Genomic DNA, 17,794 nt, shown 5'->3' with positions numbered 1-17,794 from the left:
GAAGTTGAAGCCGGGCTTTTAAGCGATATACAACTGGTCACACCCTGATACACTCAATTCTTTCCTATCAATTCGTCTATAGTTTGTGTTACATCCTCCAATATTCTTTCCCATTGATCTTGTAAGGTTTTGCTTAATCCGATATGAAACCTGATTTCATCAGGCTCCACGCCCAAGAGGTATCCCCTGATGGATTCTTTTTGCCCATATAATAGATTAAACAGGTGGAAATCATGCGGGGAAAAAGCCAACTCGCAGTGTTCATGCAAATCAGCAAGCTCATAAACCGTAAGACTGCCTGGTGTCTTCCCTGAAACGGCAGCATCAATAATAATCACTATTGGAGCGCCCATTATTTGCTCCAGGCAATAATCAATATCCGATTCACCAATCAAAAACAAAACATCCGGGTCACAATTCGTCCTGGATAGCTCCTCTACCAAGTAAATACCGATCCCATCATCCATCATCAGCATATTCCCAATGCCTAAAACGATGACCTTCTCCATTAGAACACCTTTATTGTTTTCACTTGTTTTCCCGGAGTGTATACATGAGTCGCACAGGACATGCATGGATCGAAAGAACGCAGGATTCTTCCGATTTCGGCAGGCTTATCCGGATTCTGGATGGGTGTCCCGATCAGCGCTTGTTCAGCGGTCCCTCTGTAGCCATTATCATCCCTTGTTGAAAAATCCCATGTTGAAGGAGTGATGATTTGATAGAATGAGATCTTCTTATCTTTTATCTTAAGCCAGTGTCCCAGGGCTCCTCTTGTTGTATCGACCAATCCCCTTCCAGAAGCTGATTCTGGAAGTTCATATTTTTTCTGCACATCCACTCCCGGGATGATCTGCTGGAGCAATAACTTCATGATCTCAGCGATTTTTTTCGTTTCAAGCGCCCTGGCAATGGTCCGGTCCATAGCGGAGATGTCATTATCATAATTCCCGCTTAGTATCAGTCTTGCCAGCGGCCCCACCTCAAATGGAAGCCCGTTATATCTTGGCGCTTTTACCCAGGAATACGCATTCTTCTTATCCATATCAGGTTCCGGGACGACTTCACCAGGTGAATACGTTTGTTCTGTTGATGTAAAGTAAGAGTAATCAATTTTCTCCAGGATCTTACTTTCGTCAAAAGCCTGCATACCTTCCCCAGTCAATACAAGTGGATCAACATATAAAGTCCCGAGCTCTTTATAGCTATTAAAAGAGCCATATGACAGCAAATTCCCGTATCCGCTGCCCAACTGGTAGTATTCTTGATAATATCGGGCGATATCATATACATCCGGAATCATTTTTTCATCAATGAACGCAGATATCTTCTGTAAAATCGAATCCAGGTGAACCACCTTTTCTGCGGTTGCCTGGGTTGTGATCCCGCCAATGAAAACCCCATGGTTATGTGGGGCTTTTCCTCCGAGGACTGCGAGCATCTGGTGGCCAAGCCTGCTGATTGTGAGAGACTCAAAGTAATGCTTGGATATCCGGTCATTGATTTCAGTTGGCAGCCGGAAGTCATCATGATCGGCCTGGAACAGCAAATTTTGTTCTATTTTCACAAAATCGGGTACTGTATATTGATAAAAGTGCCGTATATGATTTTGCAGAAATTCACAGCAATGAATAATATCCCTTAAGTACTTCCCCTGTTCCATCGGCTCAATCTTCAGGGCATCCTCCAACGCCAAAGAAGAAGCCATCGAATGTGCAGCCGAGCAAATCCCGCAGATCCGCTGGGTAAAATAAACGGAATCAAATGGACTTCTCCCGATCAGCATTTGCTCAAACCCTCTGAATAAATTGCCTTTTGTTTTTGCCTCGACCACCTGATTGTTTTCTACCGTTACATCAATTTCCATAAAGCCGCTGATCCGTGTTAGTGGGTTAATGACAATTCGCTTACTCATCCTTCACCACCCTTGTCGTGTCATAGCTGATAAACGGGGCCATCGCATCTGGAAAACCAAATTGCGCACAGCCGATGCATGGGGTATCGTCCCCTATCGGCCAGTTCACATGTCCGTTCCATTGCCTGGTCGGGCAATCAATCCTTGTCACCGGCCCGCGGCATCCAAGCTTGAAAAGACATGTTTTATCTCCCAATTTCTCTGCAAATATCCCCCTGTCAAAAAACGGCCTCCTCGGGCAGCGATCATGGATGAGGGTGCTGTAAAACATCAGCGGGCGGCCAAGATTATCCGTTTCTGGTTCTCCATAAAGGAGCATATGGGCAAGTGTTCCCAAAAACCAGTCTGGATGGACAGGGCACCCTGGCAGTTTAATCATCTTCTTTTCTGGAAGAACAGTTTGCAGGCCCACTGACTCAGATGGATTCGGCCTGGCAGCAGAAACACCGCCATGTGTCGCGCATGCACCAACAGCGAGGATGCTCTCCGCTTTGTCTCCAAGCATCCGGGCAGCCTCAAGACCCGTAAGCGGCTTTCCTTGCCAGCTGCCGATAATATTGTAAAGACCGTTATTTTTTAGAGCGACTGCTCCCTCAACAGCCAATATGAAATCATCATTCATTACCTCCATCAGTTTTGCTATTGCCTGTTCTCCTTCAGCTGCCATAAGGCTGTTGCTGTACCGCAAATCGACCATTGAATTTAACGCATATTCGAAATCAGGATTTTGCCCATTCAATAACGAAATAATATTCCCTGAGCATCCGTTCAATTCCAGGTATACTAAGTTTCTTTTCTTGATCAAACCCCGATCAAGTTGTTTGATAGCTGTATTTGTAAGTCTCTCAGCAATCGCCTCATTCGTTAACGGTTCTGGCGGTAAAATAAACTGGCTCATTGCATTAACCTCCCCACCACTGGCAGCATCGCAAGGATGGATTGCTGTCCGGCATGACAGGAGGCAAATTCCCGGGAATATTCCCTTCCCGAAACCAGACCGAAATGGGTCGCTGCCGCCCAGGCACGATTGTTCGTCACATCATAGACGATGCCATTCACTGCAACATAAGCAGGCATTCCGTTTTTGCCATCGAATGCTGCTAACTCTTGTATCGTAAAAGATCGTTGATTGTTTGTTGTGTTATTTGGATTTGGCAGGGGAGTGATGGGCGGTATTTGCGGCTGGTTTGTAGTAGCAGGCTGCGGAATCGAATTCTGTATTGGCCCAGAGTTTTTACTTGCCTGATTAGCAAGGAGTTCACTTAAAAAATGAATAGAAGACAGCGAGTCCCATATGCGCTGCAGAATTTGCTGGTTTTTATAGTAATCACTCGTTCTCGAAAGTGAATACAAGTCTTGCCGTGCCTGGGTGATAAGGTGATTCAGCTGTAATCTGATTAACTGGATGTTGTTCATAACTTCCTCTCCTTAAGGCAGCTTTCCTCCTATCCTATGCGGTAGCCCAGGAATAATTAACATATTCTTGGCAGGAGCATGCCAGAGAGACGCTGCAGCCTGCGTGTTGTACCAAAAGGAGTCCTCAACAACAGTTTACCGGACTCCAGCGATGATACCTGGCCAATCACTTCAGCATCCCTGCCGAATTCGTTTTGTTTCATTATTTCCATCGCATTCTCTGCCAAACTCGATTCTACAATCAGCACAATTTTCCCCTCATTGGCTAAATAAAGTGGATCGAATCCTAAAATATCACATGCTCCCTGGACATCCTTCCGTATTGGAATCGAGCCTTCTTCAAGCTCGATCGTCACCTGAAAGTCTTCACATATCTCGACAAGGGTAGTGGCCAGTCCGCCCCTTGTGGGATCCCGCATGATTCGAACCCCTCGTATTTCATCTATGAGTTTTTGAATAAGATGATTCAATGATGAACAATCACTCGTGACATCTGTCATCAGTCCCAGTTCATTTCGGGCGGCAAGAATTGAGACGCCATGATCCCCTATTGTACCGCTTACGATTACCGCGTCCCCTTTTTTCATTTCTTCCGGATTTGGACGGTGCATCTCCTGCAGTTCCCCAATGCCGGTTGTATTGATGAAAAGACCATCCGCACTTCCCTTTTCGACAACCTTTGTATCACCGGCAATAATATGGACACCCGCCCGTTCCGCTTCTTCTGCCATACTCTGGACAATCTTCTTCAGGTCCTTTACCGGAAACCCTTCTTCAAGAATGAAGCCTGCAGTAATAAACCGCGGGATTGCTCCGCAAACAGCTAAATCATTTACGGTCCCTGTTATCGCCAGCTTTCCAATATTGCCTCCAGGGAAAAAGATCGGATTCACGACAAAGCTATCGGTCGTCACAGCCATATTATTGATCATCCCAGGCAGAATAGCGGAATCCAGTTTCGTCAGGACTCCATGGCCAAATGACTTAACAAACACATCCTGAATCAGCAGGTGGGTAAGTTCACCGCCCTCCCCATGCGCTAAACCAATTTTCTGGACCAAGCCTATTCCCCTCTCATATATTGATAATGTGCCGCACAAGTGCCTTCCGTTGAAACCATACAAGGCCCAATCGGATGCGCTGGTGTACACCCTTTATTAAACAAAACACAGCTTTCGGGATTGATTAATCCCCTGATGATTTCACCGCAGCGGCATTTTGTTTTCCTCGGCTCTCCTACAGATACTTCATACCGCTTTTTTGCATCAAATTGTGCGTACTCGTTCTTAAGGACAAGACCGCTTTCTGGAATCGTGCCCATTCCACGCCAATCTTCATCATGGAGCTGCAGATATTGCTTAAGCAATTTTTGTGCGTGAAGATTGCCCTCATCTTTTACAACAGAAGGATAGTCATTTAATACATCCTGCTTATTCTCGAGAAGGAGCTCCAGCAATTTATAGATGCCGCTTAAAAGCTGCACGGGTTCGAATCCGGTTATTACGCCAGAGACCTGGTAATCCTCCACTAAAAAATCAAAGCTCTTTTTTCCTAAGACGACTGAAACATGTCCTGGTAAAATAAAGCCATCCAGCTTGACCTCTCCTGAATCCAGAAGAGCTCTCATAACTGGTTCCACCAATTTCGTTGTCATCCATACACTATAATTCTTCAACTCTTTTCTTTCTGCTTCGCAAATGGCAAGAGTCAAAATAGGGATCGTAGTCTCAAAGCCAATCCCGAGGAGAATGACTTCCTTATTGGGATTTTCCTCGGCGATCTTCACACTGTCCAATGGTGAATAGATCACCCGGATATCCTTGCCGTCCGTTTTTGACTTCATCAGGCTCACCCGGGAACCAGGCACGCGCATCATATCGCCAAACGTACACAGGATCCTGTTGGAACCTTCAGCCAATTGAATCATTGCATCAATTGATTTCTGGTCTGTCACACACACCGGACATCCGGGACCGGCAATCAGCCTGACATGATCCTTCAACCTGGTTTTTAACCCCGATTTGGCAAAAGCCATTGTATGTGAGCCGCATACTTCCATCAATACTGGCACTCTTCCAAATTTCTTTTTAAACTCTCCAGCCAGTTCAATCACGGCCTCCAGTGACTGACGGGCCAGGGCCGGATCAGAGAGCGTCTCCAAACTTTCCATTTATAATATTCCTCCATTCCTCGATGCTTTCGCGTGCAAAGGTCTCGTCTACTACGGTCATCGCCTGTCCGGCATGAAGCAATACATAGTCGCCTTTTTTCACTTCTGGGACAAACAGGATCCCGACATGCATCCTTGACCCCATCACATCCACCAGAGCTTTCTGCTCCTCAATCTCCATCACCTTTGCGGGTACTCCCAGGCACACAGTGATCCACCACCTTACTTTTAATAGCATGAGAAGCTATGATGATTTGCCCTAATGATAAGCCGCCATCATGACAGGGAACGTTTTTATGCGTCTTAACGGCAAACCCTTTTTCCACGAGCCTTGCTTTGATTTCTTTCGTTAAAAATAAATTCTGGAATGAGCCCCCTGACAACATGACCGTCCTGTTCAGGTGCGGGTTTCTTTCTGCTAATCTTTCAATCATCTCCACACAGCAGGAAACAATAGTTGAATGAAAAGTGTGAATGATTTTGGCCGTACTGACGCTGTTGGATTGATCCTGGATGATTTGAGAGAGCATTGGGGAAAGGTCTAGTTGAAGTTGATTTGCCTGGTTTGTTTTTAGATGGAATGGATAAGTGTCAGCTGGATGGTCCATCTCTTTCATCATGTAATCTGATAATCTGATTGCCGCTTCCCCTTCATATGAGGAAGTTAAACAAGTTCCCAGAATCGCACTGACTGCATCAAATATTCTTCCGCAAGTACCTGCCATCGGGGTGTGAATTTGATTCAAGATCATCTTTTTTAGAATGTTGATTTCATTGGCTTTGTCAGGGAATAGCTTCATTGCTATCTCTATTCCGTCTTCTTGCCAGTATTGATAGAGCATTCCGACTGCATTTCTCCATGTTTCTTTCACGGCTTTCTCCCCGCCTGGAAGCGGGGTATATTCCAGATGGCCAAGACGTTCAAAGGAATCGGCATCGCCGTAGAGAAACTCAAATCCCCAGATATTCCCGTCATCGCCATAGCCGGTTCCATCAAGGATGATCCCGAAACAAGGTTCCTCGATGCCGTTATCCTCCATACAGGAAACATGATGGGCATGGTGATGCTGAATGGGTATGATGTTGCAATCATATTCTTTTGCCAGTTCCGTTGATGCGTACAGTGGATGCTGATCAATTGCTATATGCTTCACTTCAACATCCAGCCATTTTTGATAGTGATAGATCTGGTCCTTAAAAAAACGAATCATTTCTTCGTTGTCCAAATCGCCAATATAGGAACTGACCACGATGTCCTTTTCCTTCCCAAGCGCAAAGGTATTTTTTTGATTTCCGCCAAAAGCAAGAATTCCATCAACTTCTGATTGAGTGTGAAAAGGGTCCGGCACAAATCCTCGTGCCCTCCTGTGAAAGAGCATATGCTCACCGTCAAACTGTACGACAGAATCATCAATCGGAAGGTGAATGTCCCGGTTGTGGGTTAATAGAAAATCATATAAATAGCCGTCGATAGTTTCTTCTCTGTAAGGAATCGGCAGTCCTGAAGGGTTGGCACTGGTCATGACCATACTTTCGAGTCCGCTTGTTTCAAATATCCTGTGATGCAAGGGAGTATACGGCAGCATGATTCCAATCGTGGACAATCCTGGTGACAGCACTTCCGGAAGGGTGCTTTCCTTTCTTTTCCGCAACACCACGATAGGCATGACTGTACTGGTGAGCATTGCCTCTTCTTCTTTTGATAAATAACAATGCTTTTTTACTACATCCAGATTCCTTGCCATAATGGCCAGTGGACGGTAGGGACGATTCTTTCTTTTTCTCACTTCCAAGATTGCCCTCTCCTGAAAAGCATCACATGCGAGATGAAAACCGCCGATGCCTTTTATCCCGACAATATGGCCCCTCCTTAATAGTGCACCTGTCTCAAGAAGCGCCTTCTCATCCTGTGCCGCCAACTTCCCTTTTTGATAAAATAAAGCAATGCTTGGGCCACATGCAGAACAGCATATCGGCTGGGCATGATGCCGACGGTTCAACGGGTTTTCATATTCTTCATGGCACTGTTCACACATTGTAAATTCACTCATCGTTGTATATGGCCGATCATAAGGCAGGGCCTGGATGATTGTGTAGCGCGGGCCGCATTGTGTGCAGTTGATGAATGGGTATTGATATCGCCGATTGGATGGATCTTTCATTTCTCGCAGGCAATCCTCACAAATCGCCGCATCCGCAGAAATCCATGGTAAGGAACAGGAATCTATTTTTTTGCTTGGGATGATCGTAAATTCTTGAAAATAGACAGGGGGAATTGGAGTTGCGGTAATTCTATCGATCTTTGCCAGAGGTGGCGGTGAATTTTTTAGTTCTGCTACGGCTTTTTCTAGCTCATCTTCGTTTCCTTCCAGAATCAACATGACATGGTCAAGATTATTCTGGACGGTTCCCGTCAATTGAAATTTTTTCGCAAGGGAATAAACGAATGGCCGAAACCCAACTCCCTGCACCCTTCCCGTCACCCTGATGCTCACTGCTCCGTACATTGCCTGTACGCTTCCTTGATCCAGTTGACCCAGCCTTCAAGACCTTCACCAGTCTTCGCGGACAAAACCATCAGCTCTGCCGCAGGATTAATAGTCTCTAAGTCTCTTTCAGCTTCCTCAACACTGAATGAGACATATGGAAGGAGATCGACCTTATTGATAATCGTCAGATCCGTACGCCTGAACATCACAGGATACTTCGGGATTTTATCATTGCCTTCCGGTACGCTTAATACGACGACTTTATAATCTTGTCCTAAATCATAGCCTGAAGGACAAACCAGGTTCCCTATATTTTCGATGAAGAGAATATCAATGTCTTCCAGGTCAAATTCTGGAAGTGTTTTGGCAATCATCCTCGCATCAAGATGGCAGCCTCCCACTGTGTTAATCTGAATTGTTTTTACCCCTAAAGACCGCAAGCGCTCCGCATCACGGTCCGTGGCCAGATCTCCTTCAATTACGGCCACAGTAAAATCGTGGCGCAATGACTTGATTGTTTCTTCCAGCAGGGTCGTTTTACCGGCACCAGGTGAACTCATGAGATTGATGACAAGTGTTTTGTGATCTTTAAATAGTTTTCTATTATAAACGGCAGCTAGATTGTTATCCTTTAACACATCTGCGCCAAGCTCAATTTTCATCGCCTTCATCCCTTCCTTCATAAGATTCAACCCTGAACGTTTCACCGCTCACCAGCAGGCTGCCGGGAATGCCACACTCCGGACAAAGCGCAATCCTGTAATCAGGCTGAAAATTACACCGGCATTCCGGGCACCAGGCTTTTGCTTCTTCCCGAATAATATGCAGCCTGCTATCTTCGTCAATCAAACTGCCTTCCTGTCTCTGAAAAAAGAGAAACGCCAGCTCAAGGGCATCGGGCAGGACATTGGATAAATCCCCCACGATGACATCAATCTGATCCAGCTTTTTAAAACCTCTTGCAGCAGCGTCCTCTGAAACGATTTCAATGATTTCTGACATAAGTGACATTTCATGCATCCTAGCACCACCCAAGATATCCCTCATCTTATTTTATGCCTGTCTTTTTGGAAAAGACCTGTGAGCCCTTGGTTTCTGGAACATCAAAAACTCCCCAGCCTCAATGGCTGGGGAGTTGACATCGTATAAGCATAGGCCGCTCTTATTAAACCTGGACCGTTTCCGCCGATTCTTCAAGCATGGTACCCTTGCTGGCAAAATTGGTATGCCATGATAGAGCTTTTTCCAAAACATGCGGTGTTTGCCCGCCTCTTTGCAGTGCTTCCTGATAATAGGCGCGCAGCTGCTCGCGGTACATTGGGTGCGCACAGTTTTCAATAATCAGTTGTACTCTTTCCCTTGGTGCGAGGCCTCTCAAGTCTGCATATCCTTGTTCGGTGACAATCACGTCGACATCATGCTCTGTATGGTCCACATGTGAGACGAAAGGCACGATGCTTGAGATATTTCCTCCTTTGGCAATCGATTTAGTGACAAAGATGGCCAGGCGCGCGTTTCTGGCAAAATCGCCGGAACCGCCGATTCCATTCATCATTTTCGTGCCGAGGACATGAGTCGAATTCACATTTCCGTAGATGTCCAATTCCAAAGCTGTATTGATGGAAATCAACCCGAGACGGCGGATGATTTCAGGGTGGTTGGAAATCTCCTGAGGGCGCATCATTAACTTCTCGCGATATTTTTCAAAATTCGAGAACACCTGCTGCATTTTTCCCTCGGAAAGCGTGATTGAACAGCAGGAAGCAAATTTGACCTTCCCCGCATCGATCAGGTCAAACACCGCATCCTGAAGCACCTCTGAATAGACCTCCAAGTTCTCAAACTCTGAATCCAGCATTCCATGCAGAACAGCATTGGCAACAGAACCAATCCCTGATTGTAATGGGGCCAGGTTTTCCGTAAGCCGGCCGCTCTGAACTTCTTTTCGAAGAAATTCGATTAAATGCTGCGCCATCACGACCGTTTCTTCATCCGGAGGAACAATCGTTGAAGGTGAGTCCAGCTGATTCGTGAACACAATCCCTTTAATCTTGTCTACATCGACCGGGATCCCGATGGTTCCAATCCGATCGTCTGGTTTAGTAAGCGGGATTGGCTGCCTTTCCCCCTGTTTTCCTGGTTCGTATAAATCGTGCAGTCCCTCGAGTTCTGTTGTCTGGGCCGTATTGATCTCAATGATAATCGACTTCGCATTCTGGGCGAATGCCATGGAATTCCCTATTGAAGTCGTCGGAATGACCATGCCGTCTTCACTGATTGCAACCGCTTCCAAAATTGCGACGTCTACTTCCATGACATCCGCTCGAATCAGCTCGGCTGTATGCGATAAATGCTGATCCACAAATAGAAAGTCTCCCTGATTGATGCCGCGGCGCATTGTCGGATCTGCCTGGAATGGCAATCTTTTGCCGAGGATGCCTGCCTCAGCGAACAGCTTATCTACATCTGAGCCCAGTGAAGCTCCGGTATATACATTAACCTTAAAATTTTCATCTTCATTCACCCTATTAACCAGGGCAAATGGTACCGCTTTCACATCACCCGCACGCGTGAATCCACTTAAGCCTAAAGTCATTCCATTTTCAATGAAGGAAGCTGCCTGTTCAGGAGTCACAACTTTGTCCTTCAGACGCTGATCTCTAATTCGGTCTAATTGCTGTTTCATATCTCGATCCCTCGCTTAATGAATAGTTATAACCATTTTACCCATTAGCACTATCAAGAAATGGTTTTCAGAGCACTAGACAAAAGATTCCGACAAAACAGCAAATTTAGGTACCTAAGCAGAAAAACTCCGAATCCCAGCAGTTTTCTAAAATAACTGGAATAGGATTGGCTGACTGGCACATGCTCACCATTATCCATCGACAACAGAAAAGTGGAATGCGTATCGGGATAAATCGTCTTGATATGGTTCACATTCACAATGAATGAGCGATGGCATCGGATAAAGGAATCCTTCGGAAGCAAATATTCAAACTCCTGCAGGGAGTATTTATGTGTTCCCGATATTTCATCAGTATAGACATGGGTCTTCTTATCTTTTGCCTCAATATAGATCACTTTCGAAAAAGGAACCGGGATCCAGCCATCCTGGGTTTTCAGGGTGACAACTGACTTCCCATCGGTCAGCGCCGGATAAATCGCCGTCACACAGCCCTCAAGCTCGCCATTATGTAAAAACGGAACCGCCATGCCATGATAAGGAATGCCAAAAACATCCCGGTTAATAAACTCAGAAACCTTCTGCTTCGACTTCAGCGCCTTATAGGCAATCGTCCCTTCCTTCACAGGATCGCCAGCAGCAATCTTCAAATCCACCCTCTTGCTGGGACGATAATAAATATATTCATTCGTATTCGAAACCGCAATCGAGATTTCATCAGAAAATAACTCCCCGATGACATCCAGCAATGAGCTTAAGGTTATATCCTTCATGCTTTTATCACCTCGATATTATTATACTACTATTATGAAAATTCTTAAGCTGTGCTTTTAAGGAAATACCTTTGCTAACTACTACATTCGTCCACTCAAGTAAGGTGTTATATGCATATCCATATTAAAGAATAAACATAAGGGGTGTTAATAAAATGCCAAAAGAATTTATTAACGAGAAGGGTGAGGTTAAAAACCAGCTCTCACCACTGCCTAAACAGGATGCTGCTGAGAGTTTGGATTTTAATCCAGTTACTCCTGATCAATCTGGTGACCCTCAGTGTGGACCAGTTAATCGAAACGTCAGTTTTTGCTGTGAGGCAGAAATTCCTGAAGGGTTTATGGGCGTGGTTGACGATATAAGGTTAATTTATAATACGAATCAATTAAGAACCTATATAGAGGAATGCGACAAGACTGTTGATACTGACTGTGGTCCTGTAACAGTACCATTATATCAAGTAAGGGTTACAGGATGCATCCCGTTCATTGGAAGCGTATCAGTAATAGGTGATTGCGGAGGATTAGAAACAACAGGAAATGACCCTGCTTGTCAGCCAGCCTTAGATAATTCCGGACTTGGACGTATAAGTTGTTCAGGTAAAGTATGTGTAGACCATGTTATTGGTTGTTCGGCAACTCCACCAACCACTCTCCCTGATTTGAACTGTGACACGATTTCAGTTGCAGCATATGGTGTGTTTAATAATAATCGGCCAGGTGCAGTTTGCGGACTTCAAATTATATGCAGAAGCATAATCTTTGCAGGTGCCTTCCAACTTCCCGCTATTTCCTCCACATAGAATTTAAATCGTGATATGAAAATGGATGCATCTTATTATGAATTTTAATTTGTTATATAAGAGTACAAGCTCTTACACATAAAACTAAACAGGTTCAAAACGTACGATATTCTGATAGATGAAAGGCTTAAAATGAAAATGTTATATGATTGCTTACATGGAAAAAAGGCCACCCATCAGTTTAATGAACTAAGGATGGCCTTATAACAGGTTTATTTTAAATCGATTTTTTATTGTTGTGAACTGAACAAGTGTCTGCGTATTGATAACTTATTGTCTAACGAACAATAATGAAAAAATCATGTCTGATGCGTTATTTTTCATGTTGACGGTCAGCCACTTTTACAAGCAGCTTTCCGGTATTATTACCTTTAAAGAGATCAAGGAATGCATTCGGAATATTTTCAAACCCTTCATGAATCGTTTCTTGATATTTGAGCTTGCCTTCCTGCAGCCATTTCCCAAGCTGCGTTGCACCCTCCTGGAACCTATTTGAAAAATTACCTACTGTAAAACCTTGCATGAGCGCGCTTTTCTTAATAAGCGTGGTTTGCACACGAGGCCCTAAATCCACACTTGCCAGGTTATAAGAAGAAATCGCTCCGCAAACAGGTATGCGTGCATATCGGTTCAGTTTCGTCAGAACTGCATCCGATACCTCTCCGCCAACATTATCAAAATAAACATCAACTCCATCGGGACATGCCTGGCCGATTGCTTCCTTCAAATCCGCAGCTGTTTTATAATTAACCGCTTCATCAAATTGCAGTTGATCCCTCAAGAATGAAATCTTGTCCTCCGACCCCGCGATTCCAACTACTCTGGCGCCTTTTATTTTGGCAATTTGCCCTACAACAGAGCCGACTGCTCCTGCTGCTCCAGAGACAACGACCGTTTCTCCATCTTTGGGCTTCCCAATATCCAATAATCCAAAATAAGCGGTTAGCCCCGTCATCCCTAATATCCCTAAATGCGTCGTAATCGGTGCTAACGACGGGTCGATTTTTCTGATTTCCTTCTCTTTTGCAACATAATGCGTTTGCCAGCCAAACATCCCAATAGCGATATCACCCTGTTGAAAGTTTTCAGACTTGGATTCTATCACTTCTCCGATTGAACCGCCTGTAATCACTTTGCCAAGCTGAAAAGGTTCAATATACGATTCTGCATCTTGCATTCTTCCTCTCATATATGGATCAACAGACACATAAAGCGTACGAAGTAAAACTTCCCCTTCCTCAAGCTCTTTCGTGTCCTGTTCTATAAAATGAAAAGTCTCCTCATCGGGCATGCCTTTAGGTCTGTTAGCTAATACAATTTGCCGGTTTTTTTCCTTCATAGCAAAGCTCCTTTCGTTTTTGATGGATCTTGCTTAATTAGACAATTAGTCTTTTCCGTCGAGATAGTATCATTATGTTCTTTTTTTATTGTGGAGGAATCCATATTCTTTTTCAAATAATTCAATTTCAACAAGAAAAAAGAGGCTTCTCAATAGTTCATTGAACTAATGAGAAGCCTCTTATAAGATGTCAGCATTTTGTTATCAAACCACTTCAAAGCCCATATATAGGGGTTCGAGGGCAGATTACATCATGCCGCCCATGCCGCCCATGCCGCTCATGTCAGGCATTCCAGCACCAGCTGGTTCTGGGATGTCAGCAACTACTGCTTCAGTAGTCAGGAACATTGCAGATACTGATGCAGCGTTTTGAAGTGCAGAACGTGTAACCTTAGTTGGGTCAACGATACCAGCTTCGATCATGTTTACCCACTCGCCAGTTGCTGCGTTGAAGCCTGTGCCGACTTCTTCGCGCTTCAGGCGCTCAACGATGACTGAGCCTTCAAGGCCAGCGTTGTGAGCGATTTGGCGAACTGGTTCTTCCATAGCGCGAAGGACGATGTTTACGCCAGTAGCTTCGTCGCCTTCAGCCTGGATTCCAGCAACTTTGTTGTATACGTTCAGAAGCGCTACGCCACCGCCTGATACGATACCTTCTTCAACTGCAGCGCGAGTTGAGTTAAGAGCATCTTCAATGCGAAGCTTGCGTTCTTTCAATTCAGTTTCAGTAGCAGCACCAACCTTGATGACTGCAACACCGCCAGCTAGCTTAGCTAGGCGCTCTTGCAGCTTTTCACGGTCAAATTCAGAAGTTGTTTCTTCCATTTGAACACGGATCTGGTTTACGCGGCTTTCGATTTGAGCGCTGTCTCCAGCACCTTCAACGATTGTTGTGTTTTCTTTTGTAACCACAACTTTAGAAGCGCGTCCAAGAGATGTGATTGTAGCAGACTTAAGGTCGCGTCCAAGCTCTTCAGTGATTACTTCACCGCCAGTCAATGCAGCGATGTCTTCAAGCATAGCCTTACGGCGGTCACCGAAGCCAGGAGCCTTAACAGCAACTGCGTTGAATGTTCCGCGAAGCTTGTTGACTACCAATGTAGCAAGTGCTTCACCTTCAACATCTTCAGCAACAAGCAATAATGGCTTGCCTTGCTGTACAACCTGCTCAAGGACAGGAAGGATTTCCTGGATGCTGCCGATTTTCTTGTCAGTGATCAGGATATATGGATTTTCAAGAACTGCTTCCATCTTGTCAGAATCAGTTACCATGTAAGGAGATGCATATCCGCGGTCAAACTGCATACCTTCAACAACATCCAATTCTGTAGTGAAGCCTTTTGATTCTTCGATTGTGATAACGCCGTCGTTGCCAACGCGCTCCATTGCTTCAGCGATCAATTGGCCAACTTCTTCGTCAGCAGAAGAGATTGCCGCAACTTGTGCGATAGAAGCTTTGCCTTCGATTGGCTTAGAGATAGCCTTAAGCTCTTCAACAGCTGTAATAACAGCCTTTTCCATACCTTTGCGGATGCCCATTGGGTTAGCGCCGGCAGTTACGTTCTTAAGACCTTCACGGATCATCGCTTGAGCAAGAACTGTTGCAGTAGTCGTACCGTCACCAGCAACGTCATTTGTCTTGCTTGCTACTTCAGCAACAAGCTTAGCACCCATGTTTTCGAATGCATCTTCAAGTTCGATTTCTTTTGCGATTGTTACACCATCGTTTGTGATAAGAGGTGAACCGAATTTCTTCTCAAGAACCACGTTGCGTCCTTTTGGTCCAAGAGTTACTTTTACTGCATTTGCAAGAGAATCTACTCCGCGAAGCATCGCGCGGCGTGCTTCTTCACTGAACTTAATTTCTTTTGCCATTGTAGAAAAACCTCCTCAGAATTTTAATTTATAGCGTTTTGTCTATAATCGCAGTGATTATTCAACTACAGCAAGAATGTCGTTTTCACGTAGGATCAGGTACTCAGTCCCCTGGTACTTCACTTCTGTGCCTGCGTATTTTGAGAAGATAATGCGGTTTCCGACTTCAACTTCAAGAGCAACGCGCTCACCGTTTTCAAGTACACGGCCAGTTCCAACAGCTACGACTTTACCTTCTTGAGGTTTTTCTTTCGCTGTGTCGGGTAAAACGATACCGCTTGCAGTTTTTTCTTCAGACTCAACAAGCTCGATAATAATGCGATCTCCTAGTGGCTTGATCAAGTGAAACAACCTCCTCAAATTATATGTAGATTATTTTTTTATTAGCACTCGCCTCAATAGAGTGCTAACACAATTTATATAATAATGAATCTCTATTTTTTTTGCAAGCGTGAAGCTAAAATTTTTCATGAAAATTTACGAGGGTCCTGATGGTGTCGAATGCTGGTGAAATCTCTGCTGACCGCGTCATTTCCTGGTTTGGTAGAGGACGTGCTTCTTCAGCGGACTATCCTGATCCACTCTTGGGTGAAGAAATGTTTTAACAGGTTTCATGCCGATTTTTTTCATGACATTGACAGAGGGTTTATTGATTTCTGCTGTAAAACTGACGACCTCGCTAAAGCCCAGGTTCTTGAATCCATATTCCAAACAGGCCCTGGCACCTTCTGTTGCATAACCTTGGCCCCAGGCATTTTTCTTCAGCCTCCAGCCAATTTCGATGCACGGGGTAAAATCTGATTCGAATGTTGCCCTGTGAAACCCTATGAATCCAATGAACTCTTTTGTTCTCTTCTCTTCAACCGCATATAACCCAAAGCCGTATTCTTTGAACTCGGCAAGAATCGCCTGATAAAATCTCTCAGTTTCTGCCGAGGATAAAACACGAGGAAAATAATTCATCACATCCGGGTCTGCATTCATTTTGCAAAAGTGCTCTAAATCTGCGCTTAACCAGTCGCGCAAAATCAGTCGGGATGTTTCCAAATAAACCATTTGGACCTCCAATCATTTTTAATTCACCTTAACAAGTATCTGGTAGTCAGGGAATACTAAGTTCGAACAACCAACTTTTTCATCCTGGCCCTACAATTTGAACTTTCAAATCATTTACTAGTAGAATATAGAGAGTGTATAGATAAGCAAAGCTATCCCCGTATTTTATTTTACAGGCCAGCATATTATTACGTAAAATTTCAGAACATACATTTCTGCATTATTAAGGAGTTTTTTCGATTGAAAAAAGAATACTGGTACGTGATTATTGCCTATATTGTTATGCAGCTTTCAAGCCTGGTCGGGGTCCCAATCATTGCTTTCATCGGTGCTGCGATGGGAAAAAGCCTTGATGAAATGCAAACCCTTGCGATTCCATACTGGCTTGTGATCAGCTTTTCACTGACTCTCCTGATAATCCTGCTGATTTTAAGGAAGGAAAGAACCATAAATGCTGATTTGCGTGAAGTATCTTCGCCGGCAAGTTCGGCTGCCTGGGCTTTCGCCGGGGTATTCCTGGCCTTGTTCGCGCAGTCGATTGCAGGCAGCATCGAAAGCATGCTTGGAATTGAGATGGGCTCGGAGAATACTCAGGAAATCATCAAACTGATTGAAAGGTTTCCGGTTGTGATTCTCGTCAGCTCGATCATCGGTCCGATTTTGGAGGAAATCGTCTTCAGGAAGATTATTTTTGGCAGTCTGCACAGGAAAATGAACTTTTTCTTAGCAGCCTTGATCAGTTCCGTCATATTCGCACTGGCCCATATGGAGCCGGAGCATGTGATCCTATACTCTGCGATGGGCTTTACGTTTGCCTTCCTTTATGTAAAAACAAAGCGGATCATCGTGCCGATCATCGCCCATGTTACAATGAATACAATGGTTGTACTGCTTCAATCCGTATTCAGGGAAGACATTGAGAGAATGATAAAAGAAGCAGAGAAAATACAAAGCTTTATTGGGGGATTTTAAGTCATGAAGCAATCGCCTATGTTTTCAGGCATTGTCTACATCTTGTTAGGCAGCTTATTCACCTATTTCGCCATCCAAAATGTCAACGATACAGGCTGGGGATTTTTCAGTTATTTGCTCGTCCTGCTCGCAACGTTCGATTTCGGTTCCGGCATCAGAATGATCCTGTTCCATTTCAAACTGAAACAAATGGATAAAAAATAGCTCCTTCATCGAAGGAGCCCAGTTTGTAGACAAAAGGGGTTCGGAATGCACTCATTCCGAACCCCTTTTTGGATTTCATCGGTTTTTTCAAATGAA

At 44.6% G+C, this 17,794-nt stretch carries 18 protein-coding genes and 1 pseudogene; 3 read left to right on the top strand and 16 right to left on the bottom strand.

Annotation, left to right across the window (positions count from 1 at the left end; all coding sequences use genetic code 11):
• Positions 1 to 53 precede the first annotated feature (53 nt).
• The 12 genes and pseudogenes from FS736_RS22175 to FS736_RS22120 form a co-directional block, all read right to left on the bottom strand.
• On the bottom strand, positions 54 to 509 hold the full coding sequence (locus tag FS736_RS22175) for a hydrogenase maturation protease (protein ID WP_144481307.1): 456 nt from the start codon (positions 507 to 509) through the stop codon (positions 54 to 56).
• Positions 509 to 1,915 carry a nickel-dependent hydrogenase large subunit gene (locus tag FS736_RS22170; protein ID WP_144481306.1) on the bottom strand — a complete coding sequence of 469 codons (1,407 nt, stop codon included), beginning with the start codon at positions 1,913 to 1,915 and terminating at the stop codon, positions 509 to 511. The genes FS736_RS22175 and FS736_RS22170 overlap by 1 nt, the downstream gene beginning before the upstream one ends.
• On the bottom strand, positions 1,908 to 2,813 hold the full coding sequence (locus FS736_RS22165; RefSeq protein WP_144481305.1) for a hydrogenase small subunit: 906 nt from the start codon (positions 2,811 to 2,813) through the stop codon (positions 1,908 to 1,910). The genes FS736_RS22170 and FS736_RS22165 overlap by 8 nt, the downstream gene beginning before the upstream one ends.
• A complete protein-coding gene (locus FS736_RS22160) occupies positions 2,810 to 3,331 on the bottom strand; it encodes a cytochrome b5 domain-containing protein (protein WP_144481304.1) in 522 nt (173 codons plus the stop codon). The genes FS736_RS22165 and FS736_RS22160 overlap by 4 nt, the downstream gene beginning before the upstream one ends.
• A gap of 56 nt (positions 3,332 to 3,387) precedes the next feature.
• Entirely contained in the window at positions 3,388 to 4,392 is a 1,005-nt protein-coding gene (gene hypE, locus FS736_RS22155; protein ID WP_144481303.1) for a hydrogenase expression/formation protein HypE, read from the bottom strand.
• 2 nt (positions 4,393 to 4,394) lie between these two features.
• Positions 4,395 to 5,501 (bottom strand): hydrogenase formation protein HypD, encoded by a 1,107-nt coding sequence (gene hypD, locus FS736_RS22150; protein ID WP_144481302.1) that lies wholly within the window; start codon positions 5,499 to 5,501, stop codon positions 4,395 to 4,397.
• Complete coding sequence (locus FS736_RS22145; protein ID WP_144481301.1) at positions 5,476 to 5,709, bottom strand: HypC/HybG/HupF family hydrogenase formation chaperone; 234 nt, start codon at positions 5,707 to 5,709, stop codon at positions 5,476 to 5,478. The genes hypD and FS736_RS22145 overlap by 26 nt, the downstream gene beginning before the upstream one ends.
• A complete protein-coding gene (gene hypF, locus FS736_RS22140; protein WP_144481300.1) occupies positions 5,672 to 8,008 on the bottom strand; it encodes a carbamoyltransferase HypF in 2,337 nt (778 codons plus the stop codon). The genes FS736_RS22145 and hypF overlap by 38 nt, the downstream gene beginning before the upstream one ends.
• Complete coding sequence (gene hypB, locus FS736_RS22135) at positions 7,993 to 8,652, bottom strand: hydrogenase nickel incorporation protein HypB (RefSeq protein ID WP_144481323.1); 660 nt, start codon at positions 8,650 to 8,652, stop codon at positions 7,993 to 7,995. The genes hypF and hypB overlap by 16 nt, the downstream gene beginning before the upstream one ends.
• A complete protein-coding gene (locus FS736_RS22130) occupies positions 8,642 to 9,010 on the bottom strand; it encodes a hydrogenase maturation nickel metallochaperone HypA/HybF (RefSeq protein ID WP_144481299.1) in 369 nt (122 codons plus the stop codon). The genes hypB and FS736_RS22130 overlap by 11 nt, the downstream gene beginning before the upstream one ends.
• Positions 9,011 to 9,155: 145 nt before the next feature.
• Positions 9,156 to 10,676, bottom strand: coding sequence for an acetyl-CoA hydrolase/transferase family protein (locus tag FS736_RS22125; protein WP_144481298.1), 1,521 nt, complete (start codon positions 10,674 to 10,676; stop codon positions 9,156 to 9,158).
• A 131-nt stretch (positions 10,677 to 10,807) separates the two neighbouring features.
• Positions 10,808 to 11,449: pseudogene (locus tag FS736_RS22120) on the bottom strand (LytTR family DNA-binding domain-containing protein); the annotation flags it as partial.
• A gap of 155 nt (positions 11,450 to 11,604) precedes the next feature.
• Between FS736_RS22120 and FS736_RS22115 the strand changes: the two are divergent.
• Positions 11,605 to 12,252, top strand: coding sequence for a hypothetical protein (locus FS736_RS22115; protein WP_144481296.1), 648 nt, complete (start codon positions 11,605 to 11,607; stop codon positions 12,250 to 12,252).
• Between the two features lie 313 nt (positions 12,253 to 12,565).
• Here the strand turns inward: FS736_RS22115 and FS736_RS22110 are convergent, their stop codons facing one another.
• The 4 genes from FS736_RS22110 to FS736_RS22095 form a co-directional block, all read right to left on the bottom strand.
• Positions 12,566 to 13,591 carry an NADP-dependent oxidoreductase gene (locus FS736_RS22110; RefSeq protein WP_144481295.1) on the bottom strand — a complete coding sequence of 342 codons (1,026 nt, stop codon included), beginning with the start codon at positions 13,589 to 13,591 and terminating at the stop codon, positions 12,566 to 12,568.
• 246 nt (positions 13,592 to 13,837) lie between these two features.
• Positions 13,838 to 15,466 (bottom strand): chaperonin GroEL, encoded by a 1,629-nt coding sequence (gene groL, locus FS736_RS22105; protein ID WP_144481294.1) that lies wholly within the window; start codon positions 15,464 to 15,466, stop codon positions 13,838 to 13,840.
• Positions 15,467 to 15,523: 57 nt separating this feature from the next.
• Positions 15,524 to 15,808: a co-chaperone GroES gene (gene groES / locus FS736_RS22100; protein ID WP_041967795.1), complete on the bottom strand. Its 285-nt coding sequence runs from the start codon at positions 15,806 to 15,808 to the stop codon at positions 15,524 to 15,526.
• 186 nt (positions 15,809 to 15,994) lie between these two features.
• Complete coding sequence (locus FS736_RS22095; RefSeq protein WP_144481293.1) at positions 15,995 to 16,522, bottom strand: GNAT family N-acetyltransferase; 528 nt, start codon at positions 16,520 to 16,522, stop codon at positions 15,995 to 15,997.
• Positions 16,523 to 16,762: 240 nt separating this feature from the next.
• Between FS736_RS22095 and FS736_RS22090 the strand changes: the two genes are divergently transcribed.
• Together FS736_RS22090 and FS736_RS22085 are read left to right on the top strand one after the other, a co-directional pair.
• The gene (locus tag FS736_RS22090; protein WP_144481292.1) at positions 16,763 to 17,494 is read left to right on the top strand and encodes a CPBP family intramembrane glutamic endopeptidase; all 732 of its coding nucleotides are present in this window, start codon (positions 16,763 to 16,765) and stop codon (positions 17,492 to 17,494) included.
• A 3-nt stretch (positions 17,495 to 17,497) separates the two neighbouring features.
• Positions 17,498 to 17,698: a YdiK family protein gene (locus tag FS736_RS22085; RefSeq protein ID WP_144481291.1), complete on the top strand. Its 201-nt coding sequence runs from the start codon at positions 17,498 to 17,500 to the stop codon at positions 17,696 to 17,698.
• Positions 17,699 to 17,794: the final 96 nt, after the last annotated feature.

The sequence above is a fragment of the Cytobacillus oceanisediminis 2691 genome (assembly GCF_007678455.1).
GTDB lineage: Bacteria > Bacillota > Bacilli > Bacillales > Cytobacillaceae > Mesobacillus > Mesobacillus oceanisediminis_A.
Note: the sequence above shows the minus strand (reverse complement) of the source record. Positions and strands in the feature narration are given on the sequence as shown.